Origin of the sequence: Pseudorhodobacter sp. MZDSW-24AT, from assembly GCF_002794355.1 — a bacterium.
Classification (GTDB): Bacteria; Pseudomonadota; Alphaproteobacteria; order Rhodobacterales; family Rhodobacteraceae; genus Pseudotabrizicola.
On record NZ_PGOI01000005.1, the window covers coordinates 1 to 23019 of the forward strand.

A 23019-nucleotide genomic window follows, 5' to 3' on the forward strand; every position below is an offset into this window, starting at 1 on the left:
GTGATGCCGGGCGACAACCTGAAGTTCAACGTTGAACTGATCGCACCGATCGCGATGGAAGAAAAACTGCGCTTCGCCATCCGCGAAGGCGGCCGTACCGTCGGCGCAGGCGTGGTGTCGAAAATCATCGCCTAAAGATACCGAATCCCCTTGTTCTATGGGGGATGACAGGTTAGTGACGCGCGGCGCGCCCGGACTCCGGGCGCGCCGCAGACCATCCACAAATGTGAACCTATGGGCCGGGCATGTTGCCCCGTCTACGTTCCGAAGGAACAAGAAATGCAAGGTCAGACCATTCGCATTCGCCTGAAGGCCTTCGATTACCGCGTGCTGGACGCCAGCACCCAGGAAATCGTGAACACGGCCAAACGCACAGGCGCACAGGTTCGCGGGCCGATCCCGCTGCCGAACAAGATCGAGAAATTCACGGTTCTCCGTGGTCCGCACATCGACAAGAAGTCGCGCGACCAGTGGGAAATCCGCACGCACAAGCGCCTGCTCGATATCGTCGATCCAACCCCGCAAACCGTGGACGCGCTGATGAAGCTCGACCTGGCGGCCGGCGTTGACGTCGAAATCAAAGTGTAAGGGGGCATAAACAGATGCGCTCTGGTATTATTGCAAAGAAGCTGGGCATGACCCGGTTGTTCCTGGAAGATGGCAAGCAGGTTCCGGTGACGGTTCTGCACCTTGACAACGTTCAGGTCGTGGCACAACGCACCGCCGAGAAGGATGGCTACACGGCTGTTCAGCTGGGCGCAGGGGCGGCCAAGGCCAAGCGGACCTCGGCTGCGATGCGCGGCCACTTCGCCAAGGCGAATGTGGAACCCAAGCGTAAGGTCGCCGAATTCCGCGTGACCGACGATTGCCTGATCGATGTGGGCGCCGAGATCACGGCAGACCACTATCTGGCAGGTCAGTTCGTCGACATCGCCGGCACCTCGATCGGTAAAGGTTTTGCCGGTGCGATGAAGCGCCACAACTTCGGTGGTCTGCGGGCCTCGCACGGTGTGTCGGTGTCGCACCGTTCGCACGGGTCGACCGGCCAGTGCCAAGATCCCGGCAAGGTGTTCAAAGGCAAGAAGATGGCAGGGCACCTGGGTGCCGTGCGCGTGACGACGCAGAACCTGCAAGTCGTGCGCACCGATGCTGACCGTGGTCTGATCATGGTCAAGGGCGCGGTCCCCGGTTCCAAGGGCGGCTGGGTCACCATCAAGGATGCGGTGAAGAAAGCGGCTCCGGCCGATCTGCCGATGCCTGCTGCGATCCGTTCCGCTGCTCCGGTTGCTGCTGCTGCCGAAGGGGGTGAAGCATGAAACTTGATGTTCTGAAACTCGACGGCGGCAAGGCCGGTTCGGTTGATCTGAACGACGACCTGTTTGGTCTGGACCCGCGCGCAGACATCCTGCACCGCGTGGTGCGCTGGCAGCGTGCGAAAGCACAGGCTGGCACCCATTCGACGCTGACCCGCGCCGAAGTGTCGTACTCGACCAAGAAGATCTACCGCCAAAAAGGCACCGGTGGCGCACGCCACGGGTCGCGCAAGGCGCCGATCTTCCGCAAGGGTGGTGTGGTCAAGGGCCCGCTGCCGCGCAGCCACGCCCATGACCTGCCGAAGAAAGTGCGCGCCCTCGGGCTGCGTCACGCGCTTTCGGCCAAGGCCAAGGCGGGTGAACTGGTGATCGTCGACACGCTGGCCATGGCAGAAGCCAAGACCGCGATCCTGGCCAAACAGGCCAAGGAACTGGGCTGGAAGCGCGTGCTGATCATCGATGGGGCGGCTGTGGATCAGGGCTTTGCCTTGGCTGCGCGCAACATCGAAGGGATCGACGTGCTGCCGACGATGGGCGCCAACGTCTATGACATCCTGAAGCGTGACACTCTGGTGATCACCAAAGCAGGGCTCGAAGCATTGGAGGCTCGTCTGAAATGAGCGCGAAACCCCAGCACTACGACCTGATCAAGAAGCCGATCATCACCGAAAAGGCCACCCTGGCCTCGGAAAATGGTGCGGTTGTGTTCCAGGTTGCCATGGATGCGTCCAAGCCGATGATCAAGGAAGCCGTCGAGGCTGTCTTTGGCGTCAAGGTGAAGGCGGTCAACACGACCATCACCAAAGGCAAGGTCAAGCGCTTCAAGGGCCGTCCCGGCGAGCGTTCCGACAAGAAAAAGGCCTATGTTACGCTCGAAGAGGGTAACACTATCGACGTCACCACCGGCCTCTGATAGAAGGCGCCGAATCTCGCGGCCCCGGGTTTTCCGGGGCCGCGGATTTTTTGCAGAATAGGTCTGTTTCGGGCGCTGCCCGGACCAGACTTTCCCACCGGGGACCTTCGGGGCCCTATAAGCCGGGGACCTTCGGGGCCCTATAATTCGGGTCTGACCCTTCAGACCCTTTAGCTGACGGAAGACAGAGAGCATGGCACTCAAGTCGTATAAACCGACGACGCCTGGCCAACGCGGGTTGGTTCTGATCGACCGTTCGGAGCTGTGGAAAGGACGCCCGGTCAAGGGCCTTGTAGAAGGCTTGACCAAGACGGGTGGACGGAACAACACCGGACGTATCACGATGTGGCACAAGGGCGGCGGCGCAAAGCGTCTGTACCGCATTGTGGATTTCAAGCGTCGTAAATTCGACATCGCAGCGGTCGTCGAGCGGATCGAATATGACCCGAACCGCACCGCATTCATCGCCCTCGTGAAATACGCGGACGGCGAACTTTCCTACATCCTCGCTCCGCAGCGCTTGGCGGTTGGCGACAGCGTGATCGCTGGCGCGAAAACCGACGTGAAGCCGGGCAACGCCATGCCGTTCTCGGGCATGCCGATCGGGACCATTGTTCACAACGTCGAGATGAAGCCCGGCAAAGGCGGTCAGATCGCACGCGCGGCGGGCACCTATGCCCAGTTCGTGGGTCGTGACGGTGGCTATGCCCAGATCCGCCTGTCCTCGGGCGAGTTGCGTCTGGTCCGTCAAGAGTGCATGGCCACCATCGGTGCCGTGTCGAACGCGGATCACTCGAACCAGAACCTCGGCAAGGCTGGCCGCAAGCGCCACATGGGCGTGCGTCCGACCGTTCGCGGCGTCGCGATGAACCCGATCGACCACCCGCACGGTGGTGGTGAAGGCCGCACCAGCGGTGGCCGTCACCCGGTTACCCCGTGGGGCAAGGGCACCAAGGGCAACCGCACCCGGTCGAACAAAGAGACGGACAAGTATATCCTCCGCTCGCGTCACGCCAAGAAAAAGGGCCGCTAATCCATGTCACGTTCCATTTGGAAAGGCCCGTTCGTCGACGGCTATGTCCTGAAAAAGGCAGAAGCCTCGCGCGCCTCGGGCAAAAGCGAAGTGATCAAGATCTGGTCGCGCCGCTCCACCATCCTGCCGCAATTCGTTGGTCTGACTTTTGGCGTGTATAACGGCCACAAGCACATTCCGGTTGCGGTCACCGAAGAAATGATCGGCCAGAAGTTCGGTGAATATTCGCCGACGCGGACCTATTACGGTCACGCCGCCGATAAAAAAGCCAAGAGGAAGTAAGCCATGGGTAAGGAAAAGAATCCGCGCCGCGTGGCGGACAACGAAGCAATGGCGATCAGCCGTATGCTGCGCACCTCGCCGCAGAAGCTCAACCTGGTTGCGGGCCTGATCCGCGGCAAGAAGGTTGAGAAGGCTTTGGCCGACCTGACCTTCTCCAAGCGCCGCATCGCGGGCGACGTGAAGAAGTGCCTGCAGTCGGCGATTGCCAATGCCGAGAACAACCACGGTCTGGACGTTGACAGCCTGGTGGTTGCCGAAGCCTGGTGTGGCAAGAACCTGGTGATGAAGCGTGGCCGTCCGCGGGCACGTGGCCGGTTCGGCAAGATCATGAAGCCGTTCTCTGAAATCACCATCAAGGTTCGTCAGTCCGGGGAGTCGGCATAATGGGACAGAAGGTTAACCCGATCGGGATGCGTCTTCAGGTCAACCGCACCTGGGACAGCCGCTGGTTCGCCGAGTCGAAAGACTATGGCAACCTGCTGCTGGAAGACCTGCGCATGCGTGAATTCATTCACGAAGAAGCCAAGCAGGCCGGCATCAGCAAGGTGATCATCGAGCGTCCGCACAAGAAGTGCCGCGTGACCATTCACGCAGCACGTCCGGGCGTGATCATCGGCAAGAAAGGCGCAGACATCGAAACCCTGCGCAAGAAACTGTCGGCCTTCACCAAGTCGGAACTGCACCTGAACATCGTCGAAGTCCGCAAGCCCGAGCTGGATGCTCAGCTGGTGGCCGAGTCGATCGCTCAGCAGATGGAACGCCGGGTGTCCTTCCGTCGTGCCATGAAGCGCGGCGTGCAGAACGCGATGCGCATCGGTGCCCTTGGCATCCGTGTGAACGTGGCAGGCCGTCTGGGTGGCGCGGAAATCGCACGGACCGAATGGTACCGCGAAGGCCGCGTGCCGCTGCACACGCTGCGCGCCGACATTGACTATGCCCTGTCCGAAGCCTCGACCCCTTACGGGATCATCGGTGTGAAGGTCTGGATCTTCAAAGGCGAAATCCTTGAGCATGATCCGCAAGCGCATGACCGCCGTCACGCAGAAGCACAGGAAGGCGCGGCTCCGCGTCAACCTCGTCGCGACCGCGAACGCGCGTAAGGGAGTAATGAGAGATGCTGCAACCGAAACGGACTAAGTTCCGCAAACAGCACAAGGGCCGTATCCACGGCGAGGCCAAGGGCGGCTTCCTGCTGAACTTTGGCTCCTTTGCGCTGAAGGCCACGGAGCCAGAGCGTGTGACGGCCCGTCAGATCGAAGCGGCCCGCCGCGCGATCACCCGTCACATGAAGCGTCAGGGTCGTGTCTGGATCCGCATTTTCCCGGATGTGCCGGTGTCGTCGAAGCCGACCGAAGTGCGTATGGGTAAAGGTAAGGGTTCGGTCGATTACTGGGCAGCCAAGGTGAAGCCTGGCCGCATCATGTTCGAGATCGACGGCGTGTCGGAAGTCATCGCCCGCGAGGCCCTGCGCCTTGGCGCGATGAAGCTTCCGGTGCTGACCCGCGTGGTCGCGCGCGAAGACTGGTAATAACCCGCGTAAGGTGCGTGCGTGCACGCACCCTACGATGCCCTTGCCCCTGCCGGAAACGGCGGGGGCTTTTTCGTTCCCACGCGATTTCGGTGTGGTGCGATTGTGCTTGCCATTGCCTCCCCCCCCCTGTAATGGAACGCATCCTGCGGTTCCGGGGCGACTCGGAATCGTTGGTTTGTCATTGATCCACCGGGTGAAAGGTTACCCTGCACGTCACGGGGCCTTCTGGTGATTGAAAAAAGGAACACGGCATGAAAGCCGAAGAACTCCGGGGCAAGTCCCCCGATCAGCTGCGCGACCAGCTCGTTGCTCTGAAAAAGGAAGCCTTCAACCTGCGCTTCCAGGCCGCTACGAACCAGCTTGAGAACACCGCGCGCATGCGCGTTGTGCGTCGTGACGCGGCACGCGTTCTGACCATTCTCAACCAAAAAGCCGCCGAAGCGGCGAAGTAAGAGGTTTATCATGCCCAAGCGTATCCTTTCAGGCGTCGTGACCTCGGACAAGAACGAACAGACCATCACGGTTCTGGTCGAGCGTCGCTTCAAGCACCCGCTGCTGCAAAAAACCGTGCGTAAGTCGAAGAAGTATCGTGCGCACGATGCAGAGAACAAATTCAAGGTTGGTGACACCGTCCGCATCGAGGAATGTGCGCCGATTTCGAAAACCAAGCGTTGGACGGTTGTTGTTTCGGCATAAGGCCGTCAGCACGCGTTTTGCGATAATCGAAACCCTGGGGCGTCACCTGCATGACCGTCCCCAAAGGTCGGGAGAAACCAAATGATCCAGATGCAGACCAATCTGGATGTAGCTGACAACTCCGGCGCTCGCCGAGTTCAGTGCATCAAGGTTCTGGGCGGTTCGCACCGCCGCTATGCATCCGTGGGCGACATCATCGTGGTGTCGGTCAAGGAAGCTATTCCAAAAGGCCGTGTGAAAAAAGGCGACGTGCGGAAAGCCGTTGTCGTGCGCACCGCCAAAGAGGTTCGTCGTGAAGACGGCACCGCCATCCGTTTTGACCGCAACGCCGCTGTCATCCTGAACAACCAGGGTGAACCCGTCGGCACGCGTATCTTCGGGCCGGTGGTGCGGGAACTGCGCGCCAAGAACTTCATGAAGATCATCTCGCTGGCTCCGGAGGTGCTCTGATGGCTGCGAAACTCAAAAAGGGTGACACCGTCATCGTTCTGACCGGCAAGGACAAGGGCAAGAAGGGCGAAATCACGTCCGTCAACCCGACCGCCAACAAAGCCGTGGTCGAGGGCCTGAACGTCGCCATCCGTCACACCAAGCAATCCGCCGGCTCTCAGGGCGGTCGCGTGGCCAAGTCCATGCCGATCGATCTGTCGAACCTGGCGATCGTGGACAAGGACGGCAAACCCACCCGCGTCGGCTTCCGCATGGACGGCGACAAGAAGGTGCGTTTTGCCAAGACCACAGGGGATGCGATCTGATGCTGGACGCTGCTCAATACACCCCGCGCCTCAAGGCGGAATACGTCTCGAAGGTGCGCGCGGCTCTGAAGGAAGAGTTCGCCTACAAGAACGACATGCAGATCCCCAAGCTTGAGAAGATCGTTCTCAACATGGGCGTCGGTGAAGCGGTCAAAGACACCAAGAAGGTGAAACAGGCTGCCGAAGAGCTGTCGCAGATCGCCGGTCAGAAAGCGGTCATCACCCATGCCAAGAAGTCCATCGCGGGCTTCCGTGTGCGGGAACTGATGCCGCTGGGCTGCAAGGTCACGCTGCGTGGCGACAAGATGTATGAATTCTTGGACCGTCTGATCAACGTGGCTCTGCCCCGCGTCCGCGACTTCCGCGGCGTGAAAGGCACCTCGTTCGACGGCCGTGGCAACTATGCCATGGGCTTGAAAGAACACATCGTGTTCCCGGAAATCAACTTCGACAAGGTCGATGAAGTTCTGGGTATGGACATCATCATCTGCACGAACGCGAAAACCGATGCGGAAGCCAAGGCGCTGTTGAAGCATTTCAACATGCCCTTCACGTCGTAAGCGCGAGGACCCAGAGTTATGGCAAAAAAATCCATGGTGAACCGCGAAGTGAAGCGCGCCAAGCTGGTGAAGCAATATGCTTCCAAGCGTGCGACGCTGAAGGCGGTGATCGAAGACCAATCCAAGCCGATGGAAGAGCGTTTTGGCGCGACCCTGAAGCTGGCACAACTGCCCCGCAACTCGTCGGCAACGCGGCTGCACAACCGCTGCCAGCTGACGGGCCGTCCGCATGCTTACTATCGTAAGCTGAAACTGTCGCGGATCATGCTGCGTGAACTGGCCTCGTTCGGCCAGATCCCGGGCATGGTCAAGTCCAGCTGGTAAGGGAGAGCAGACATGCCTGTGAATGATCCTATCGGCGATATGCTGACCCGTATCCGCAACTCTCAGATGCGCGGCAAATCCACTGTCTCGACCCCAGCTTCCACGCTGCGCGGCCGTGTTCTGGATGTGCTTCTGTCCGAGGGCTATATCCGTGGTTACGAAAAGAACCCGACCGACAACGGTCAGGGCGAATTCGTGATCTCGCTCAAGTACTACGAAGGCACCCCGGTGATCCGCGAAATCAAGCGCGTATCGAAGCCGGGCCGCCGTGTGTACATGGGCGTCAAGGACATCCCGTCGGTCCGCAACGGCCTGGGTGTCTCGATTGTGTCGACGCCGAAGGGCGTCATGTCCGATGCAGCTGCACGCTCCGCCAATGTTGGCGGCGAAGTGCTCTGCACCGTATTCTGAGGAGGGTGCAATGTCTCGTATCGGCAAGAAACCCGTCTCTCTGGTCAAAGGCGTCTCGGCGTCGGTGTCTGGCCAGACTGTCGAAGTGAAGGGTCCGAAAGGCACCCGTTCCTTCACCGCAACCGACGATGTGACCATCGCAATCGACGGCGACGTGATCAAGGTGACCCCGCGCGGCACCTCGAAGCGCGCCCGTCAGCAATGGGGCATGGCGCGGTCCATGGTGGAGAACCTGGTGACCGGCGTTTCGACCGGCTTCAAGAAAGAGCTTGAGATTCAGGGCGTTGGTTACCGTGCTGCGGTGGCTGGCAACGTGCTGAAACTGTCCTTGGGCTATAGCCACGAAGTCAACTTCGCCGTTCCGGCGGGCGTCACCGTGACGTCGCCGAAGCAGACTGAAATCGTTGTGGAAGGCATCGACCAGCAGCTCGTTGGTCAGGTTGCAGCAAACATCCGCGAATGGCGCAAGCCCGAGCCCTATAAGGGCAAAGGCATCCGCTATAAGGATGAATACATCTTCCGCAAAGAAGGTAAGAAGAAGTAAGGGTGGCAAAATGGCTTTGAACAAAAGAGAGCTGTTCCTCAAGCGCCGCCTGCGCGTTCGGAACAAAATCAAGGCGATGGCAAACGGGCGCATGCGTCTGTCGGTGCATCGGTCGTCCAAGAACATCAGCGTCCAGTTGATCGACGACGTGAAAGGCGTGACCGTTGCGTCCGCCTCCACGCTGGAGAAAGATCTGGGCCTGGTCGGCAAGAACAACGTCGAGGCTGCGGCCAAGATCGGCGCTGCGATTGCAGAACGGGCGAAGAAGGCCGGGGTCGAAGACGTGTATTTCGATCGTGGTGGTTTCCTCTTTCACGGGAAGATCAAGGCTTTGGCCGATGCTGCCCGTGAAGGCGGCCTGAAGTTCTGAGGAGTTTGGATATGGCAGAACGTGAAAATCGGGGCCGCGGCGGCGATCGTCGTCAGGAAACCCGTGAGGAAACGCCCGAGTTCGCAGACCGTCTGGTTGCGATCAACCGTGTTTCGAAAACCGTGAAGGGCGGCAAGCGCTTTGGCTTTGCAGCACTCGTCGTGGTCGGCGACCAGCGTGGTCGTGTCGGCTTTGGCAAGGGCAAGGCCAAGGAAGTGCCGGAGGCGATCCGCAAGGCAACGGAACAGGCCAAGCGCCAGATGATCCGCGTGCCGCTGAAGGACAGCCGCACCCTGCACCACGACATGGAAGGCCGCCACGGCGCCGGAAAAGTCGTGATGCGGACGGCCGTGGCCGGGACCGGGATCATCGCCGGTGGTCCGATGCGCGCCGTCTTCGAGATGCTGGGGATCCAGGACGTTGTTGCGAAGTCGATCGGCTCGCAGAACCCCTACAACATGATCCGCGCCACCATCGACGGTCTGAAAGCAGAGACCTCGCCCCGCCAGGTTGCCGCACGTCGCGGCAAGAAGGTGGCCGAGATCCTGAAGAAGCCCGAAGCTGAAGTGCAGGAGGCCTGATCATGGCGGACACCAAGAAAACCATCGTCGTGCAGCAGGTGGCTTCGGCCGCCCGCCGCCCGGCCATCCAGACCGCGACCCTGAAGGGTCTGGGCCTGAACAAGATGAACCGCACCCGCGAGCTGGAAGACACGCCTTCCGTGCGCGGCATGGTCAACAAGATCCCGCATCTTGTGAAGATCATCGAAGAGCGCGGCTGATCCGCGGTGTAAGGTGCGTGCGTGCACGCACCCTACGCAGAGACAGGCGCCCCAAGGGAAACCTTGGGGCGTTTTGCGTTGCGAACGCCCCGTTAACCCTGATCTAAGCGGCTCTGCCGATGATGCCCTGCAGTTTTTCCAGCGTGGGGTTTACAGATGCGCGGCTACCGGCTGACGTCGGGGGATCTGATTTCTGCAACATTCGGCGATTGGGACCGCTTTGCCATCGAAAATGGCGGCGCCCGGGCTTTGACGGTGCAGGTCTTGGGGCAAAGCCTGTTCGACAGCATCGACGGCCCCGCCACACGCCGCTTTCTGGAGCAGATCTTCTACGACTGCCGTCGCAACCAAAGCGTCATGGGCCAGCTGTACCGCTGTGACAGCCCGCAGGTGGAGCGGCTGTTCGCGATGCGGGTGCTGCCCTTGCCCGCAAGCGGGATCGAGGTGCAGCATCGGCTGATCCGCTGCCGCGCGCTGGCGGCCCCCGCTTGGCCCGGCCTGCCGCATCTGCGCTATCGGCGGTGCAGCCAATGCTTGGCCTGCAACTTTGGCGGGCCTTGGGTAGTGGGCCACCGGTTCCGCCTGCCGAGCGGCGCCGTGGCCGAAGATGCGGTTTGCCCGGTCTGTCGCGGGGCGGTGTTTCCGGCGGTGCCGCCGTTGCGCCGCGGGCCACAAGCGGCCGATGCGGGGCAGGGACCCTTGCGTTGACGCCGCGCAGGGCCTATACGCCCCCGGTGGCCGCTGGGTCACAGAATCAACAAGAAATGCCGTGTTGTCCTTGCCCGTCGCAGGTGGGGATGTTCCGGCGATGGAGAGTGCGACATGAAACTGAATGAACTTCGTGACAATGACGGCGCCGCCCGCAAGCAAAAGCGCGTCGCCCGTGGCCCCGGTTCGGGCAAGGGCAAGACGGCTGGCCGCGGGATCAAGGGCCAGAAATCGCGTTCCGGCGTCGCTTTGGGCGGATACGAAGGCGGCCAGATGCCGCTGTATCGCCGCCTGCCCAAGCGCGGCTTCAACAAGCCGAACCGCAAGGAATTCGCGGTGATCAACCTCGGCCTGATCGAGAAATTCATCGCCGCCGGCAAGCTCGACATCAAGGCAGAGCTGACCGAAGACGCGCTGGTGGCCGCTGGCCTGACCAACCACAAGCGCGATGGCATCCGCATCCTGAACAAGGGCGAGATCAAATCGGCTGTCAAACTGGTGGTCTCGGGCGCTTCGGCAGCGGCAGTCGAGGCCATCAAGGCGGCTGGCGGTTCGATCACGCTTCCGGCGGCCGCGGCTGAGTAAGCCAAATAGGAGTTGTGAGCGGCCCTCAGGTCGCTTACATCACCTTTAGTTTTCCCGCGCCGCCGACCGGAAAACGGTTTGGCGGCGCTGTCTTTGAAAGAGACCGGATATGGCATCTGCTGCAGAGCAAATGGCGGCGAACCTCAGCTGGGGCGCCCTGGGCAAGGCGACTGACTTGCGCCAACGCATCTTCTTTACCATTGGCTTGCTGATCGTCTATCGGCTTGGCACCTATATCCCGGTGCCGGGGATCGATGGCGTGCAGTTGCGGGCCTTCATGGAGGAGGCCGGTGCGGGAATCGGCGGCATCCTGAACATGTTCACCGGCGGCGCGATCAGCCGGATGGGCATTTTCGCCTTGGGCATCATGCCTTATATCTCGGCCTCGATCATCGTGCAGCTGATGACCGCCATGGTTCCGAAGCTTGAACAGCTGAAGAAGGAAGGCGAGCAAGGCCGCAAGAAGATCAACCAATACACCCGTTATGGCACTGTGGTGCTGGCGACCTTCCAAGCTTGGGGCATTGCCGCCAGCCTCGAGGCGGGCGGGCTTGCGCATGATCCGGGCCTTTTCTTCAAGGCGGCCTGTGTGATCACTCTGGTCGGCGGCACCATGTTCCTGATGTGGCTGGGCGAGCAGATCACCGCGCGCGGCATCGGCAACGGCATTTCGCTGATCATCTTCGTGGGCATCGTGGCCGAACTTCCTGCCGCCATTGCGCAATTCCTGAGCCAAGGCCGCTCGGGCGCGATTTCGCCTGCGGTGATCATCGGGGTGATCATCATGGTGATCGCCGTGATCGCCTTTGTGGTGTTCATGGAGCGCGCGCTGCGCAAGATCCATATCCAGTATCCGCGTCGTCAGGTCGGCATGAAGGTCTATGACGGGGGCTCCAGCCACCTGCCGGTGAAAGTGAACCCGGCGGGCGTGATTCCGGCGATCTTCGCCTCGTCGCTCTTGCTGTTGCCAGTCACCATCTCCACCTTCTCGGGCGCGCAGACAGGCCCGGTGATGTCGACGATCCTGGCCTATTTTGGCCCGGGACAGCCGCTTTACCTGCTGTTCTTCACCGGCATGATCGTGTTCTTCAGCTATTTCTACACCTACAACGTCGCCTTCAAGGTGGAAGACGTGGCCGAGAACCTGAAGAACCAGAACGGCTTTATCCCGGGCATCCGCCCCGGCAAGAAGACCGAGGAATATCTGGAATATGTGGTGACGCGCATTCTGGTGCTGGGCTCGGCTTACCTTGCGGCGGTCTGCCTGTTGCCCGAAATCCTGCGCAACCAGTTCGGCTTTACCTTCTATTTCGGCGGCACCTCGGTGCTGATCGTGGTGTCGGTCACCATGGATACGATCAATCAGGTGCAGTCGCATCTGCTGGCGCATCAATACGAAGGTCTGATCGAGAAATCGCAACTGCGTGGGCGCAAGAAGACGGCGCCCAAGGCCCCGGCACGGCGCTGACTTATGGCTAACATCATTCTTCTGGGGCCCCCGGGGGCCGGCAAGGGCACGCAGGCCAAACGTCTGGTCGACAGCCGCAACATGGTGCAACTGTCCACCGGTGACATGCTGCGCGAAGCCAAGACCAGCGGCACCGAGATGGGCCGCCGCGTCGCCGAGGTGATGGAGCGCGGCGCGCTTGTCACCGATGAGATCGTGATCGGCCTGATCGCGGAAAAGCTGGAGAAGGGGGCCGCAGGCGGCTTTATCTTTGACGGCTTTCCCCGCACCTTGCGGCAGGCGGATGCCTTGGGCGAGCTGCTTGCCCAGAAAGGGCTGAAGCTGGATGCGGTGATCGAACTGGTGGTGGATGATGCGGCGCTTGTGGGCCGGATCGTCAAGCGCGCCGATGAGGCGCGCGCCGCCGGGGAGCCTGTGCGTGCCGATGACACCGCCGAGGTGTTCGAGGTGCGTCTGCGGGCCTATTACAAGAACACCGCGCCGCTCACGGGCTATTATTATGCCAAGGGCAATCTGCAAACGGTGGACGGGCTGGCCGAGATGGACAGCGTCGCCGCCGACATCGCGAAAATTCTTGACAAAGCCTGAAATCACCGGCGCCGCTCTTGACGGGCGCGTCATTTGACCATACAGCACAGCGTCCCGGCATGGAATCGTGCCGGGGTTTCCCATTTTCGGGGAAAAGCATCATCGGGGTCGGTCCCTGATGGAGTTGTGAAAAAAGGTTCTGGCACCACGGAACCGCAACCATGAAAAGGACTCACGTTTGGCACGTATTGCTGGCGTTAACATCCCGACCCAGAAACGGGTTCCGATCGCCCTGACCTACATCACTGGTATTGGCCCCGCCAATGCTGAAACCGTCTGTGCTGCGCTCAACATCGACCGCGCGCGCCGCGTGAACGAACTCTCGGATGCCGAAGTGCTGGCGATCCGCGAATTCATCGACGCGAACTTCACCGTCGAAGGTGACCTGCGCCGCGAAGTCTCGATGAACATCAAGCGCCTGATGGACCTTGGCTGCTATCGTGGCCTGCGTCACCGCAAGGGCCTGCCGGTCCGCGGTCAGCGCACGCATACGAACGCTCGCACCCGCAAGGGCCCCGCAAAAGCCATTGCTGGCAAGAAGAAATAAGGGGTAGGGCACTATGGCACGCGATACCAAATCGACCCGCACCAAGAAAAAAGAGCGCAAGAACATCGCCGCTGGCGTGGTTCACGTGAACTCTTCGTTCAATAACACCAAGATCCTGATCTCTGACGTTCAGGGCAACGCCATTTCGTGGTCGTCCTCGGGCACCATGGGCTTCAAGGGCTCGCGCAAGTCGACGCCCTATGCCGCCCAGATGGCTGCCGAAGATGCCGCCCGCAAGGCACAGGACCATGGCATGAAGACCGTCGAGGTTGAAGTGCAGGGTCCGGGTTCGGGCCGCGAATCGGCGCTGCGCGCGCTGGCCGCTGTTGGTCTGAACATCACCTCGATCCGCGACGTGACCCCGCTGGCGCACAACGGCTGCCGCCCGCCCAAGCGTCGCCGCGTCTAATTTATCTTCCTATCGTCGGGCCGTGCGACATCGCACGGCCCGATTTCGGCATTTTCGGACCCTCGGGCGTCCCACCGCTTGCTGGACATGGGCAATGGGACAAGGATGGAGGCGACAGCATGATCCATAAGAACTGGCAAGAACTGATCAAACCGACGCAACTGGTTGTGAAACCGGGCGCAGATGCGGGCCGCGTGGCCACCGTCATCGCCGAACCGCTGGAGCGCGGCTTTGGTCTGACGCTGGGCAACGCCCTGCGCCGCGTGCTGATGTCGTCGTTGCAGGGTGCAGCGATCACCTCGGTGCAGATCGACAACGTGCTGCACGAATTCTCCAGCGTGGCTGGCGTGCGCGAAGACGTGACCGATATCGTGCTGAACCTGAAAGGCGTGTCCATCAAGATGGACGTCGAGGGGCCGAAGCGCCTGTCGATCTCGGCCAAAGGGCCGGGCGTGGTGACCGCCGCCGATATCTCGGAAACCAACGGCATTGAAATCCTGAACCGCGAACACGTGATCTGCCACCTTGATGATGGCGCGGATGTGTTCATGGAACTGACCGTCAACACCGGCAAAGGCTATGTCTCGGCCGACAAGAACCGCCCGGAAGATGCGCCGATCGGTCTGATTCCGATCGATGCGATCTATTCGCCGGTCAAGAAAGTCAGCTACGAAGTGCAGCCGACCCGCGAAGGTCAGGTGCTGGACTATGACAAGCTGACGATGAAGGTGGAGACGGATGGCAGCCTGACGCCGGATGACGCCGTGGCCTATGCCGCGCGCATCCTGCAAGACCAGCTGTCGATCTTCGTCAACTTCGACGAACCGGAATCGGCCAAGCTGGGCGAAGTGGATGCCGGGCTGGAATTCAACCCGCTGCTGCTCAAGAAGGTGGACGAGCTGGAACTGTCGGTCCGTTCGGCCAACTGCCTGAAGAACGACAACATCGTCTATATCGGCGATCTGATCCAGAAAACCGAAGCCGAGATGCTGCGCACCCCGAACTTCGGCCGCAAGTCCTTGAACGAAATCAAGGAAGTGCTGTCGGGCATGGGCCTGCATCTGGGCATGGAAGTCGAAGACTGGCCGCCAGAGAACATCGAAGATCTGGCCAAGCGCTTCGAAGACCAGTTCTGAGGTCACGGGGCGCGCTGCTCCGAAGGCTTTCGTAGGGTGCGTGCGCGCACGCACCCTACACCAAATGCCCGGACGTCCGGGGAAAACATGGGCACCAACGCCCCAAGGTGAGTGCGGCGGCACGTAGGCCGCACCGGACAAAGCAAAACACGCGATACGGAGATTTCCATGCGTCACTCTAACGGCTACCGCAAACTGAACCGTACCCATGAACACCGCAAGGCGATGTTCGCAAACATGGCCGGTTCGCTCATCGAGCATGAGCAGATCAAGACCACCTTGCCGAAGGCCAAGGAACTGCGTCCGATCATCGAAAAGCTGATCACCCTGGCCAAGCGCGGCGACCTGCACGCCCGTCGTCAGGCCCATGCCCAGCTCAAGCAAGACATTCACACCGCGCGCCTGTTCGAAATCCTCGGGCCGCGCTACAAGGACCGCGCGGGCGGCTATGTGCGCGTTCTGAAAGCAGGCTTCCGCTATGGCGACATGGCGCCGATGGCGATCATCGAATTCGTCGACCGCGACGTGAACGCCAAAGGTGCTGCCGATCACGCCCGCACCGAAGCGGCTGACGCTGCAGAATAAGCTGTCTGGCGCTTGCGCCATCGGCAGGCATAAGGCCCGTCCCCGCACAGCGGGGGCGGGCCTTTCGCTTTTGCAGCCCCGCCGCCGTGGCCCGCCCGTGGCCCGAGGCGGCGTGAAGGCGGTTGAAAGCGGCGGATGGCTTGCCATATCGCAAGGCAAACTTATCAAAGGGACCTGTCCATGCTGCGCCTTGCCGCTTTGATCCTGTTCTGTGCCAGCCCGCTGGCCGCTCAAACCGATGCCGCCGCCGGGCGCGTCCCGGCCTCGCAGGCCGAGATCAGCCTGAGCTTTGCGCCGGTGGTGAAATCCACCGCGCCCGCCGTGGTGAACATCTATGCCAGCCGCGTCGTGGAAGAGCGGCTGTCGCCCTTTGCGGGGGACCCGTTCTTTGACCAGTTCTTCAATGGTTTCGGCCAAAGCCAGCCCCGGGTGCAGAACTCGCTGGGCTCGGGTGTGATCGTGGCGGCGGAAGGCATCGTGGTTTCGAATTACCATGTGGTGGGGCAGGCGACCGAGATCCGGGTCGTGCTGAACGACCGCCGGGAATATGCCGCCGAGCTGATCTTGGGGGATGAGGAAAGCGATCTGGCGATCCTGCGCTTGCAGGATGCGGCCGATCTGCCTGCGCTGGAGTTCCGCAATTCGGATGAGGTGGAGGTGGGCGATCTGGTGCTGGCCATCGGCAACCCGTTCGGGGTGGGGCAGACGGTGTCCTCTGGCATCGTCTCGGGCCTTGCGCGCAGCTCGGTGGAATTGGGGCGCGGCTATTTCATCCAGACCGATGCGGCGATCAACCCCGGCAATTCGGGCGGGGCGCTGGTCGATATGCAAGGGCGGCTGGTGGGCATCAACACCGCGATCCTGACCCGGTCGGGCGGGTCGAATGGCATTGGCTTTGCGATTCCGGCCAATCTGGTGGAAACGGTGGTGGCGCAGGCCAAGGCGGGTGCCGCGCGGTTTGAACGGCCTTGGGCCGGGGTGCAAGGGCAGGCGATGGATGCGGGGCTGGCGGCGGCCATGGGACTTGCCCGGCCCGATGGGGTGCTTTTGGTCGATCTGCACCCGGAAAGCCCCTTTGCCGCCGCAGGGCTGAGCGCGGGGGATGTGGTGCTCTCCGTGGGCGGGGCTGCGACCAACACGCCGCAAGAGATGATGTTCCGCCTTGCGGCGCTGGGGATCGGTGCCACGGTTCCGGTCACCTATCTGACTGAGGCAGGCCCCCAGTCGGCCGAGGTGACGCTGATCGCGGCCCCCGAAAGCCCGCCGCGTGACCCCGTGACCATCACCGAACCGGTGGCCTTGCGGGGCCTGAGCGTGGCACGGATCAACCCGGCGCTGATCGCTGAGATGGGGCTGGCGATGGAAAGCGCGGGCGTGGCGGTGACGCAGGTGCAGGATCTGGCCGCGCAGGTGGGCCTGCGCCCCGGCGATGTGCTCTTGGCCATCAACGAGCGCCCCATCGCTGTGCCTGCGGATGTGGCCGAGTCCGCGCGGGACCAGACCCGGCGGTGGGCGATCGATGTCAACCGCGGCGGTCAGATCGTGCGCCTGCGTTTCCGGCTCTAGCGGCGGGGGCGCTCTGCGCTTAAGTTGGGCGGATGGCAGACCTGTTTGACACCGCCGCTGCAAGCCCCAAAGCCGAAGGCCCCCGGCCTTTGGCCGACCGTTTGCGCCCGCAATCCTTGTCGCATGTCATCGGGCAGGCGCATGTTCTGGGCCCCGAGGGGCCGCTGGGGGCGATGCTGGCGGCGGGGAGCCTGTCATCGCTGATCCTTTGGGGGCCGCCCGGCGTGGGCAAGACCACCATCGCGCGGCTTCTGGCGGATGAAACCGATCTGGCCTTCGTGCAGATCTCGGCAATTTTCACCGGCGTGCCGGAGTTGCGCAAAGTGTTCGAAGCGGCCCGCATCCGGCGGCAGAACGGGCAGGGGACGCTGCTGTTTGTCGATGAAATCCATCGCTTCAACAAGGCGCAGCAAGACGGGTTTCTGCCGCATATGGAGGATGGGACCATCCTTCTGGTGGGGGCCACGACAGAGAACCCCAGTTTCGAGCTGAACGCCGCCTTGCTGAGCCGGGCGCAGGTGATCGTGCTCGAGCGGCTGGGTCTGGCCGATCTGGAGCGGTTGATGCAGCGCGCCGAGATGGAGCTGGGGCGCAACCTGCCGCTGTCGGGCGAGGCGCGCGAGGCGATGCTGGACATGGCCGATGGCGACGGGCGGGCGCTTTTGAACCTGATCGAACAGGCCTCGGCCTGGCGGGTGGAGAAGCCGCTTTCGCGCGACCAGCTGGCCACCCGGCTGATGCGGCGCGCCGCGAAATACGACAAGGCGGGGGAAGAACATTACAACCTGATCAGCGCCTTGCACAAATCGGTGCGCGGATCAGACCCGGATGCCGCGCTATACTGGTTTGCCCGGATGCTGGAAGGCGGCGAGGACCCGCGCTTTCTGGCCCGCCGCCTGACGCGCATGGCCGTGGAGGACATCTGCCTTGCCGATCCGCAAGCGCAAGCGGTGTGTCTGGATGCGTGGAACACCTATGAACGTCTTGGCAGCCCCGAAGGCGAACTGGCCTTGGCCAATGCGGTGGTCTACCTCGCGCTCGCACCAAAATCGAATGCGGTCTATGTGGCCTATAAGGCGGCGCGCGCTTCGGCGCGGGAAACCGGCAGCCAGATGCCGCCGCGCCACATTCTGAACGCGCCGACCAAGATGATGAAAGAGATCGGCTATGGCACGGGTTATTCTTACGACCATGATGCCGAGGACGGGTTCTCGGGGCAGGATTACTTCCCCGAAGGCATGAAGCGCCCGGTGTTCTATCTGCCGCCCGAACGCGGGTTCGAGCGCGAGTTGAAAAAGCGGGTCGATTATTTTGCCAAGCTGCGCGCCAAGCGGCAGGGCGGGTAGCGCTCCGCGCGGGAGTATTTGAGAAAGGTGCAAGCGGCAAGGCGCGCGCCAAGCCTGCATGATGCGCGCACGTTGACAATTCCGCGCCGGACCCGCAAAGAAACGCTTTGCTTTCCTGCTTGCCGCACATCTGGCGGGCCTCCCATCTGCAAGGTCTTTGACATGAGTGGCGTGAAACTTCTGACAGTCTCTGAAGACGAGGGCGCACAGCGGCTTGATAAGTGGTTCAAGCGCCGCTTTCCGCAGCTGACCCAAGGCCATGTCGAAAAGATGTGCCGCACCGGCCAGATCCGCGTCGATGGCGCCCGCGCCAAGGCGGCCGACCGTGTGGCGCCGGGCCAGACCATCCGTGTCCCGCCCTTGCCCGACACCGAGGCACCCAGCCGCCCTGCCGAAGGCCGCATCAGCGCTGCCGATGCCAAGATGATCCAGAACGCCGTGCTGTGGAAGGATGAGCATATCATCATCCTGAACAAGCCCCCCGGCCTGCCGTCGCAAGGCGGCTCGGGGCAGGGGGAGCGCCATGTCGACGGTTTGGCCGAGGCCTTGAAGTTCGGCTACAAGGACAAGCCCAAGCTGGTGCACCGGCTGGACAAGGACACCTCGGGTCTGTTGATGCTCGCGCGCACCGACCGGGTGGCCCGCGCGCTTTCGGAAGCCTTGCGCCACCGCAACACCCGCAAGATCTATTGGGCGCTGGTCGCCGGTGTGCCGCATCCGCGCCAAGGGTCGATCAAATACGGGCTGATGAAGGCTCCGGGCGGCGGGCGTGGCGAAGGCGAAAAGATGATCTGCGTGCATCCGGCCAAGATGGCCGATTTTCCCGATGCCAAGCGCGCGCATACCGATTTCTTCACGCTCTGGTTCCTTGGCACCCGCATGAGCTGGATGGCACTGGAGCCGGTGACGGGCCGCACGCATCAGCTGCGCGCGCATCTGGCGGAACTCGGCCACCCGATCATCGGGGATGGCAAATACGGCGGCTCGGCACAGGAAAACATGGGCGATGGCTGGGGCGCGCAAGCGGGCGGCGAGATGTCGAAAAAGATGCACCTGCATGCCCGCAGCCTGACGGTGCAGCACCCGATCACCAAAGAGATGATGACCTTCACCGCGCCCTTGCCCGAGCATATGGCGCGCACTTGGAAATTGCTCGACTGGAACGAAACCGACGTTCCCGCCGACCCGTTTGAGAGCCTGCGATGAGCACTTGGGCTGCCAAACGCTTTTGGGAGGCCGCGCGGGCCGAGCCTTGTGCCGGTGGCTTTGCCGTGTTGCTGGACACGCGCCCGGTGAAAACCCCGGCCAAGCAGCCCTTGGTGCTGCCAACGCTGGCGATGGCGCAGGCGATTGCGGCGGAATGGGACCAGCAGCACGGGGTGATCAAGCCCGAGACCATGCCGCTGACGCGCGCGGCCAATTCCGCCATCGACAAGGTGGCGCCGCAATTTGACGGCGTGGTGGGAGAGATCGCCAATTACGGCAGCACGGATCTTTTGTGCTACCGGGCCACCGTGCCGCAGGCTTTGGTGGAGCGGCAAGAGGCGGGCTGGGCCCCTTTGCTGGCCTGGGCGCGCGCGGATCTGGGCGCAGGGCTGGCGGTCACCCATGGCGTGATCCCGATCCCGCAGTCCAAGTCCAGCCTTGCGCGGCTGCGCGCGCTGGTGGCAGAGCACAGCGCCTTTGAACTCGCGGCCTTGCACGATCTGGTGGCCATCACCGGCTCGCTGATTCTGGGGCTGGCGGTGGCGCGTGGGCGGCTCACCGGCGAGGAGGCCTTTGCCTTGAGCCGAATCGACGAAACATGGCAAAATGAGCATTGGGGAGAAGACGAAGAGGCTGCAGCCCAAGAGGCGCAGCGCCGCATCGCTTTGCTGACGGCGGAGCGATTCTTGGCATTGTGCGGGTAACAATCCTGCCCAAATTGCGGGCAGTCCCGCGCCAAACTGCCGAACCATGCCGCCAAACCCTTTGAATGCAAAGATTTTAGGCATTTTTCAGCGACACGCTTGACCTTTCAAACCGCTTCGGAGGAAACTGGGCGAACTGGGAGAGGCTCACCTCCATCAGTTTCGCCCCCGTCCGCCCATCAACCGGCCTCGGGGCACATAAAAACGTCGGCGCAAGGCCGGCAACTCAGGATGAGGTAAGAATGAACAAATCCGTATTCCTCGGCACCCTCGCGGCGACCACCCTGCTTGCAGGCGCGGCTCTGGCGCAGGGCACCTCGACGCTGGAAACCGTCAAGGCCCGTGGTGAACTGAACTGTGGCGTGAACACCGGTCTGGTCGGCTTTGCCGCGCCGGACGCAAGCGGTGCATGGCAGGGCTTCGACGTGGCTCTGTGCAAGGCCGTTGCTGGCGCGATCTTTGGTGACGCATCGAAGGTGGTCTATATCCCGACCACCTCGTCCGACCGCTTTGAACAGCTGACCTCGGGCAAGATCGACTTTCTGATCCGCAACACCACCTGGACCTTCTCGCGCGACACCGATCTGAAAATGGATTTCGTCGGCGTGAACTACTATGACGGTCAGGGCTTCATGGTCCGCACCGATCTGGGCGTGTCCTCGGCGAAAGAACTGAACGGCGCCACGATCTGCATCCAAACCGGCACCACCACGGAATTGAACTTGGCTGACTACTTCAAAGCCAACAACATGACCTATACGGCGGTTCCGATCGAAACCAACGCCGAAGGCGAGCAGCAGTATCTGGCGGGCGCTTGCGACGCCTATACCACCGACGCCTCCGGTCTCGCGGCCACCCGTGCGGCATTTGCCGACCCGGAAAACCACGTGATCCTGCCGGAAATCATCTCCAAAGAACCGCTTGGGCCGGCCGTGCGCCATGGTGACAGCGCTTGGGGCGATGTGATCCGCTGGACGATGAATGCGCTGATCGCTGCCGAAGAATTCGGTATCACCTCGGCCAACATCGACGAACTGGCGACCTCGTCGCAGAACCCCGAAGTGCAGCGCTTGCTGGGCACCTCGGACAACCTCGGCGCGATGATCGGTCTGGACCCGGAATGGGCCAAGAACGCGATCAAGGCCGGCGGCAACTATGGCGAGATCTTCGCGGCCACCATCGGGGAATCGACCCCGATCGGTCTGGCGCGTGGTCTGAACGCCCAGTGGACCCAAGGCGGTCTGCTCTACACCCCGCCGTTCCGTTGATCGGCTGACAAGACCGGGGCGCGCCAACATGGCGCGCCCCTTCCAAATCGAGAACAAGGTTTTCCGCAGCGCCGGGGCACGATCCCGACCAACAAGGGCACAAGCCCGAAAGCGCGCGGAGGTCAGGGGAAAATAAATGGCCGTAGTTACGGAAGAACCGAAAGCTGGCTTTCGGCTCGGGATGCTCATCTACGACACCCGCTATCGCTCCATCACCATCCAAATTGTCGTTCTGTTTCTGGTCATGCTGGGCGCCGCCTGGCTGATCGACAACCTGCTGCGCAATCTTGCCGCACTGGGGCGGGGCATCGACTTCGGCTTTCTGTGGAACCGCGCCGGGTATGACATCAACCAGACGCTGGTGGAGTATTCCAACGACAGCAGCCACGCCCGCGCCACGCTGGTGGGTCTGCTGAACACGCTGCTGATCGCCTTTCTGGGCTGTATCGCGGCCACCATTCTGGGCGTGATCGCCGGGGTCTTGCGGCTGTCGAACAACTGGGTGATCGCCCGGCTGATGACGGTTTACGTGGAGATCTTCCGCAACATCCCGCTCTTGCTGTGGATCCTGATGATCTACACCGTCTTCACCGAAGCGCTTCCGGCCCCCAACGCCTTTCGCGGCGAAAATCCGGCGGCCTCGATGGTGCTGTTTGACACCGTGGCCTTCACCAACCGCTACACCGCGATTCCGTGGCTGGTGTTCGACCGCTCGCTGGGCTGGCTGCAACTGGGGCCGATCTGGCTCAACCTCGACCTCACCGCCATCATCGTGGCGCTGGTGGGCGGCTTCCTGATCAACCGCGCGATCCTGAAACGGGCCACCCGCATTCAGGAAGCCACCGGCCTGCGCCCCACCACCTGGTGGCAATCGCTGCTGGCGCTGTTCGGGCCGATCATCGTGCTGAAATTTGTGCTGGGCACCCATTTCGATTACCCCAGCCTGCAAGGCTTCAACTTCACCGGCGGTCTGCAAGTCTCGAACTCGCTGGTGGCGCTCTGGCTCGCGCTGACGCTCTACACCGCCGCCTTCATCGCGGAAATCGTGCGCGCCGGCATCAACGCCATCTCGCGCGGGCAGTCCGAGGCCGCCTTTGCCCTTGGCCTGCGCCCCGGTCGCACGATGAACCTGATCATCCTGCCACAGGCGATGCGGGTCATCATCCCGCCGCTGATCTCGCAATACCTGAACCTGACGAAGAACTCCTCGCTCGCGATCGCCGTCGGCTACATGGATCTGCGTGGCACGCTGGGCGGCATCACGCTGAACCAGACCGGCCGCGGGCTCGAGGCCATGCTGCTTCTGATGCTGATCTATCTCATCATTTCGCTGACCATCTCTGGTGCCATGAACGTCTACAACCAATCCGTCAAACTGAAGGAGCGCTGA

The 23019-nt window shown here is 62.0% G+C and carries 34 protein-coding genes and 1 pseudogene; all 35 read left to right on the top strand.

Annotation, left to right across the window (positions count from 1 at the left end; all coding sequences use genetic code 11):
* Nucleotides 1–135: pseudogene (tuf, locus tag CUR21_RS04940) on the top strand (elongation factor Tu); the annotation flags it as partial.
* A gap of 144 nt (nucleotides 136–279) precedes the next feature.
* On the top strand, nucleotides 280–588 hold the full coding sequence (rpsJ, locus tag CUR21_RS04945) for a 30S ribosomal protein S10 (protein ID WP_023666234.1): 309 nt from the start codon (nucleotides 280–282) through the stop codon (nucleotides 586–588).
* 14 nt (nucleotides 589–602) lie between these two features.
* Nucleotides 603–1316 (top strand): 50S ribosomal protein L3, encoded by a 714-nt coding sequence (gene rplC, locus CUR21_RS04950; RefSeq protein WP_100195926.1) that lies wholly within the window; start codon nucleotides 603–605, stop codon nucleotides 1314–1316.
* Nucleotides 1313–1933: a 50S ribosomal protein L4 gene (rplD, locus tag CUR21_RS04955; RefSeq protein ID WP_100195927.1), complete on the top strand. Its 621-nt coding sequence runs from the start codon at nucleotides 1313–1315 to the stop codon at nucleotides 1931–1933. The genes rplC and rplD overlap by 4 nt, the downstream gene beginning before the upstream one ends.
* A complete protein-coding gene (locus tag CUR21_RS04960) occupies nucleotides 1930–2226 on the top strand; it encodes a 50S ribosomal protein L23 (protein WP_100195928.1) in 297 nt (98 codons plus the stop codon). The genes rplD and CUR21_RS04960 overlap by 4 nt, the downstream gene beginning before the upstream one ends.
* A gap of 193 nt (nucleotides 2227–2419) precedes the next feature.
* Nucleotides 2420–3259: a 50S ribosomal protein L2 gene (gene rplB, locus CUR21_RS04965; RefSeq protein ID WP_100195929.1), complete on the top strand. Its 840-nt coding sequence runs from the start codon at nucleotides 2420–2422 to the stop codon at nucleotides 3257–3259.
* Nucleotides 3260–3262: 3 nt separating this feature from the next.
* Nucleotides 3263–3541 carry a 30S ribosomal protein S19 gene (rpsS, locus tag CUR21_RS04970; protein WP_100195930.1) on the top strand — a complete coding sequence of 93 codons (279 nt, stop codon included), beginning with the start codon at nucleotides 3263–3265 and terminating at the stop codon, nucleotides 3539–3541.
* Between the two features lie 3 nt (nucleotides 3542–3544).
* A complete protein-coding gene (rplV, locus tag CUR21_RS04975; protein WP_100195931.1) occupies nucleotides 3545–3925 on the top strand; it encodes a 50S ribosomal protein L22 in 381 nt (126 codons plus the stop codon).
* Entirely contained in the window at nucleotides 3925–4641 is a 717-nt protein-coding gene (rpsC, locus tag CUR21_RS04980) for a 30S ribosomal protein S3 (RefSeq protein WP_100195932.1), read from the top strand. Before rplV ends, rpsC begins: the two co-directional genes overlap by 1 nt.
* 14 nt (nucleotides 4642–4655) lie before the next feature.
* Nucleotides 4656–5069 (top strand): 50S ribosomal protein L16, encoded by a 414-nt coding sequence (rplP, locus tag CUR21_RS04985; RefSeq protein WP_100195933.1) that lies wholly within the window; start codon nucleotides 4656–4658, stop codon nucleotides 5067–5069.
* Nucleotides 5070–5323: 254 nt separating this feature from the next.
* Nucleotides 5324–5524 (top strand): 50S ribosomal protein L29, encoded by a 201-nt coding sequence (gene rpmC, locus CUR21_RS04990; RefSeq protein WP_100195934.1) that lies wholly within the window; start codon nucleotides 5324–5326, stop codon nucleotides 5522–5524.
* A gap of 10 nt (nucleotides 5525–5534) precedes the next feature.
* The gene (gene rpsQ / locus CUR21_RS04995) at nucleotides 5535–5768 is read left to right on the top strand and encodes a 30S ribosomal protein S17 (RefSeq protein WP_100195935.1); all 234 of its coding nucleotides are present in this window, start codon (nucleotides 5535–5537) and stop codon (nucleotides 5766–5768) included.
* An 81-nt stretch (nucleotides 5769–5849) separates the two neighbouring features.
* On the top strand, nucleotides 5850–6218 hold the full coding sequence (gene rplN / locus CUR21_RS05000; RefSeq protein WP_013066055.1) for a 50S ribosomal protein L14: 369 nt from the start codon (nucleotides 5850–5852) through the stop codon (nucleotides 6216–6218).
* The gene (gene rplX, locus CUR21_RS05005; protein ID WP_100195936.1) at nucleotides 6218–6523 is read left to right on the top strand and encodes a 50S ribosomal protein L24; all 306 of its coding nucleotides are present in this window, start codon (nucleotides 6218–6220) and stop codon (nucleotides 6521–6523) included. Before rplN ends, rplX begins: the two co-directional genes overlap by 1 nt.
* Nucleotides 6523–7083, top strand: coding sequence for a 50S ribosomal protein L5 (gene rplE / locus CUR21_RS05010; protein ID WP_100195937.1), 561 nt, complete (start codon nucleotides 6523–6525; stop codon nucleotides 7081–7083). Before rplX ends, rplE begins: the two co-directional genes overlap by 1 nt.
* Before the next feature lie 18 nt (nucleotides 7084–7101).
* Nucleotides 7102–7407: a 30S ribosomal protein S14 gene (gene rpsN, locus CUR21_RS05015; RefSeq protein ID WP_100195938.1), complete on the top strand. Its 306-nt coding sequence runs from the start codon at nucleotides 7102–7104 to the stop codon at nucleotides 7405–7407.
* Between the two features lie 12 nt (nucleotides 7408–7419).
* Entirely contained in the window at nucleotides 7420–7818 is a 399-nt protein-coding gene (rpsH, locus tag CUR21_RS05020) for a 30S ribosomal protein S8 (protein ID WP_100195939.1), read from the top strand.
* Between the two features lie 10 nt (nucleotides 7819–7828).
* On the top strand, nucleotides 7829–8362 hold the full coding sequence (gene rplF / locus CUR21_RS05025; protein WP_100195940.1) for a 50S ribosomal protein L6: 534 nt from the start codon (nucleotides 7829–7831) through the stop codon (nucleotides 8360–8362).
* Nucleotides 8363–8372: 10 nt separating this feature from the next.
* Nucleotides 8373–8732 carry a 50S ribosomal protein L18 gene (gene rplR / locus CUR21_RS05030; RefSeq protein ID WP_100195941.1) on the top strand — a complete coding sequence of 120 codons (360 nt, stop codon included), beginning with the start codon at nucleotides 8373–8375 and terminating at the stop codon, nucleotides 8730–8732.
* A gap of 11 nt (nucleotides 8733–8743) precedes the next feature.
* On the top strand, nucleotides 8744–9313 hold the full coding sequence (gene rpsE / locus CUR21_RS05035) for a 30S ribosomal protein S5 (protein WP_100195942.1): 570 nt from the start codon (nucleotides 8744–8746) through the stop codon (nucleotides 9311–9313).
* Between the two features lie 2 nt (nucleotides 9314–9315).
* Nucleotides 9316–9513, top strand: coding sequence for a 50S ribosomal protein L30 (gene rpmD / locus CUR21_RS05040; protein WP_100195943.1), 198 nt, complete (start codon nucleotides 9316–9318; stop codon nucleotides 9511–9513).
* 156 nt (nucleotides 9514–9669) lie between these two features.
* Nucleotides 9670–10221, top strand: coding sequence for a hypothetical protein (locus CUR21_RS05045; protein ID WP_100195944.1), 552 nt, complete (start codon nucleotides 9670–9672; stop codon nucleotides 10219–10221).
* A 114-nt stretch (nucleotides 10222–10335) separates the two neighbouring features.
* A complete protein-coding gene (rplO, locus tag CUR21_RS05050) occupies nucleotides 10336–10806 on the top strand; it encodes a 50S ribosomal protein L15 (protein WP_100195945.1) in 471 nt (156 codons plus the stop codon).
* 109 nt (nucleotides 10807–10915) lie between these two features.
* Nucleotides 10916–12274 (top strand): preprotein translocase subunit SecY, encoded by a 1359-nt coding sequence (gene secY / locus CUR21_RS05055; RefSeq protein ID WP_100195946.1) that lies wholly within the window; start codon nucleotides 10916–10918, stop codon nucleotides 12272–12274.
* A 3-nt stretch (nucleotides 12275–12277) separates the two neighbouring features.
* Nucleotides 12278–12862, top strand: a complete 585-nt coding sequence (locus CUR21_RS05060) for an adenylate kinase (protein WP_100195947.1) — start codon at nucleotides 12278–12280, stop codon at nucleotides 12860–12862.
* 178 nt (nucleotides 12863–13040) lie between these two features.
* The gene (gene rpsM, locus CUR21_RS05065; protein WP_100195948.1) at nucleotides 13041–13409 is read left to right on the top strand and encodes a 30S ribosomal protein S13; all 369 of its coding nucleotides are present in this window, start codon (nucleotides 13041–13043) and stop codon (nucleotides 13407–13409) included.
* 13 nt (nucleotides 13410–13422) lie between these two features.
* Nucleotides 13423–13818 (top strand): 30S ribosomal protein S11, encoded by a 396-nt coding sequence (gene rpsK, locus CUR21_RS05070; RefSeq protein ID WP_100195949.1) that lies wholly within the window; start codon nucleotides 13423–13425, stop codon nucleotides 13816–13818.
* Nucleotides 13819–13937: 119 nt separating this feature from the next.
* On the top strand, nucleotides 13938–14954 hold the full coding sequence (locus tag CUR21_RS05075) for a DNA-directed RNA polymerase subunit alpha (protein WP_100195950.1): 1017 nt from the start codon (nucleotides 13938–13940) through the stop codon (nucleotides 14952–14954).
* Nucleotides 14955–15122: 168 nt separating this feature from the next.
* Nucleotides 15123–15539, top strand: a complete 417-nt coding sequence (gene rplQ / locus CUR21_RS05080) for a 50S ribosomal protein L17 (protein WP_100195951.1) — start codon at nucleotides 15123–15125, stop codon at nucleotides 15537–15539.
* 180 nt (nucleotides 15540–15719) lie between these two features.
* A complete protein-coding gene (locus CUR21_RS05085; RefSeq protein ID WP_100195952.1) occupies nucleotides 15720–17105 on the top strand; it encodes a trypsin-like peptidase domain-containing protein in 1386 nt (461 codons plus the stop codon).
* Between the two features lie 32 nt (nucleotides 17106–17137).
* Nucleotides 17138–18451 (top strand): replication-associated recombination protein A, encoded by a 1314-nt coding sequence (locus CUR21_RS05090; RefSeq protein WP_100195953.1) that lies wholly within the window; start codon nucleotides 17138–17140, stop codon nucleotides 18449–18451.
* Between the two features lie 162 nt (nucleotides 18452–18613).
* Complete coding sequence (locus CUR21_RS05095; RefSeq protein WP_100195954.1) at nucleotides 18614–19657, top strand: RluA family pseudouridine synthase; 1044 nt, start codon at nucleotides 18614–18616, stop codon at nucleotides 19655–19657.
* Complete coding sequence (locus CUR21_RS05100) at nucleotides 19654–20361, top strand: ATP12 family chaperone protein (protein WP_100195955.1); 708 nt, start codon at nucleotides 19654–19656, stop codon at nucleotides 20359–20361. The genes CUR21_RS05095 and CUR21_RS05100 overlap by 4 nt, the downstream gene beginning before the upstream one ends.
* Nucleotides 20362–20603: 242 nt before the next feature.
* A complete protein-coding gene (locus CUR21_RS05105; protein WP_100195956.1) occupies nucleotides 20604–21629 on the top strand; it encodes an amino acid ABC transporter substrate-binding protein in 1026 nt (341 codons plus the stop codon).
* 136 nt (nucleotides 21630–21765) lie between these two features.
* Nucleotides 21766–23019, top strand: a complete 1254-nt coding sequence (locus CUR21_RS05110; protein WP_100195957.1) for an amino acid ABC transporter permease — start codon at nucleotides 21766–21768, stop codon at nucleotides 23017–23019.

Coding starts and splice junctions, on each gene's coding strand:
- CUR21_RS05105 (WP_100195956.1), top strand. CDS start 20,604: ATGAACAAATCCGTATTCCTCGGCACCCTCGCGGCGACCACCCTGCTT.
- secY (WP_100195946.1), top strand. CDS start 10,916: ATGGCATCTGCTGCAGAGCAAATGGCGGCGAACCTCAGCTGGGGCGCC.
- rpsH (WP_100195939.1), top strand. CDS start 7,420: ATGCCTGTGAATGATCCTATCGGCGATATGCTGACCCGTATCCGCAAC.
- rplP (WP_100195933.1), top strand. CDS start 4,656: ATGCTGCAACCGAAACGGACTAAGTTCCGCAAACAGCACAAGGGCCGT.
- rplR (WP_100195941.1), top strand. CDS start 8,373: ATGGCTTTGAACAAAAGAGAGCTGTTCCTCAAGCGCCGCCTGCGCGTT.
- rpsN (WP_100195938.1), top strand. CDS start 7,102: ATGGCAAAAAAATCCATGGTGAACCGCGAAGTGAAGCGCGCCAAGCTG.
- rpmD (WP_100195943.1), top strand. CDS start 9,316: ATGGCGGACACCAAGAAAACCATCGTCGTGCAGCAGGTGGCTTCGGCC.
- rplN (WP_013066055.1), top strand. CDS start 5,850: ATGATCCAGATGCAGACCAATCTGGATGTAGCTGACAACTCCGGCGCT.
- rpsJ (WP_023666234.1), top strand. CDS start 280: ATGCAAGGTCAGACCATTCGCATTCGCCTGAAGGCCTTCGATTACCGC.
- CUR21_RS05100 (WP_100195955.1), top strand. CDS start 19,654: ATGAGCACTTGGGCTGCCAAACGCTTTTGGGAGGCCGCGCGGGCCGAG.
- rplC (WP_100195926.1), top strand. CDS start 603: ATGCGCTCTGGTATTATTGCAAAGAAGCTGGGCATGACCCGGTTGTTC.
- rplB (WP_100195929.1), top strand. CDS start 2,420: ATGGCACTCAAGTCGTATAAACCGACGACGCCTGGCCAACGCGGGTTG.
- rplX (WP_100195936.1), top strand. CDS start 6,218: ATGGCTGCGAAACTCAAAAAGGGTGACACCGTCATCGTTCTGACCGGC.
- CUR21_RS05090 (WP_100195953.1), top strand. CDS start 17,138: ATGGCAGACCTGTTTGACACCGCCGCTGCAAGCCCCAAAGCCGAAGGC.
- CUR21_RS05060 (WP_100195947.1), top strand. CDS start 12,278: ATGGCTAACATCATTCTTCTGGGGCCCCCGGGGGCCGGCAAGGGCACG.
- rpmC (WP_100195934.1), top strand. CDS start 5,324: ATGAAAGCCGAAGAACTCCGGGGCAAGTCCCCCGATCAGCTGCGCGAC.
- rpsQ (WP_100195935.1), top strand. CDS start 5,535: ATGCCCAAGCGTATCCTTTCAGGCGTCGTGACCTCGGACAAGAACGAA.
- CUR21_RS05045 (WP_100195944.1), top strand. CDS start 9,670: ATGCGCGGCTACCGGCTGACGTCGGGGGATCTGATTTCTGCAACATTC.
- CUR21_RS05110 (WP_100195957.1), top strand. CDS start 21,766: ATGGCCGTAGTTACGGAAGAACCGAAAGCTGGCTTTCGGCTCGGGATG.
- CUR21_RS05075 (WP_100195950.1), top strand. CDS start 13,938: ATGATCCATAAGAACTGGCAAGAACTGATCAAACCGACGCAACTGGTT.
- CUR21_RS05095 (WP_100195954.1), top strand. CDS start 18,614: ATGAGTGGCGTGAAACTTCTGACAGTCTCTGAAGACGAGGGCGCACAG.
- rpsK (WP_100195949.1), top strand. CDS start 13,423: ATGGCACGCGATACCAAATCGACCCGCACCAAGAAAAAAGAGCGCAAG.
- rplQ (WP_100195951.1), top strand. CDS start 15,123: ATGCGTCACTCTAACGGCTACCGCAAACTGAACCGTACCCATGAACAC.
- CUR21_RS04960 (WP_100195928.1), top strand. CDS start 1,930: ATGAGCGCGAAACCCCAGCACTACGACCTGATCAAGAAGCCGATCATC.
- rpsE (WP_100195942.1), top strand. CDS start 8,744: ATGGCAGAACGTGAAAATCGGGGCCGCGGCGGCGATCGTCGTCAGGAA.
- rpsS (WP_100195930.1), top strand. CDS start 3,263: ATGTCACGTTCCATTTGGAAAGGCCCGTTCGTCGACGGCTATGTCCTG.
- rplE (WP_100195937.1), top strand. CDS start 6,523: ATGCTGGACGCTGCTCAATACACCCCGCGCCTCAAGGCGGAATACGTC.
- rpsC (WP_100195932.1), top strand. CDS start 3,925: ATGGGACAGAAGGTTAACCCGATCGGGATGCGTCTTCAGGTCAACCGC.
- rplF (WP_100195940.1), top strand. CDS start 7,829: ATGTCTCGTATCGGCAAGAAACCCGTCTCTCTGGTCAAAGGCGTCTCG.
- rplO (WP_100195945.1), top strand. CDS start 10,336: ATGAAACTGAATGAACTTCGTGACAATGACGGCGCCGCCCGCAAGCAA.
- rplD (WP_100195927.1), top strand. CDS start 1,313: ATGAAACTTGATGTTCTGAAACTCGACGGCGGCAAGGCCGGTTCGGTT.
- CUR21_RS05085 (WP_100195952.1), top strand. CDS start 15,720: ATGCTGCGCCTTGCCGCTTTGATCCTGTTCTGTGCCAGCCCGCTGGCC.
- rplV (WP_100195931.1), top strand. CDS start 3,545: ATGGGTAAGGAAAAGAATCCGCGCCGCGTGGCGGACAACGAAGCAATG.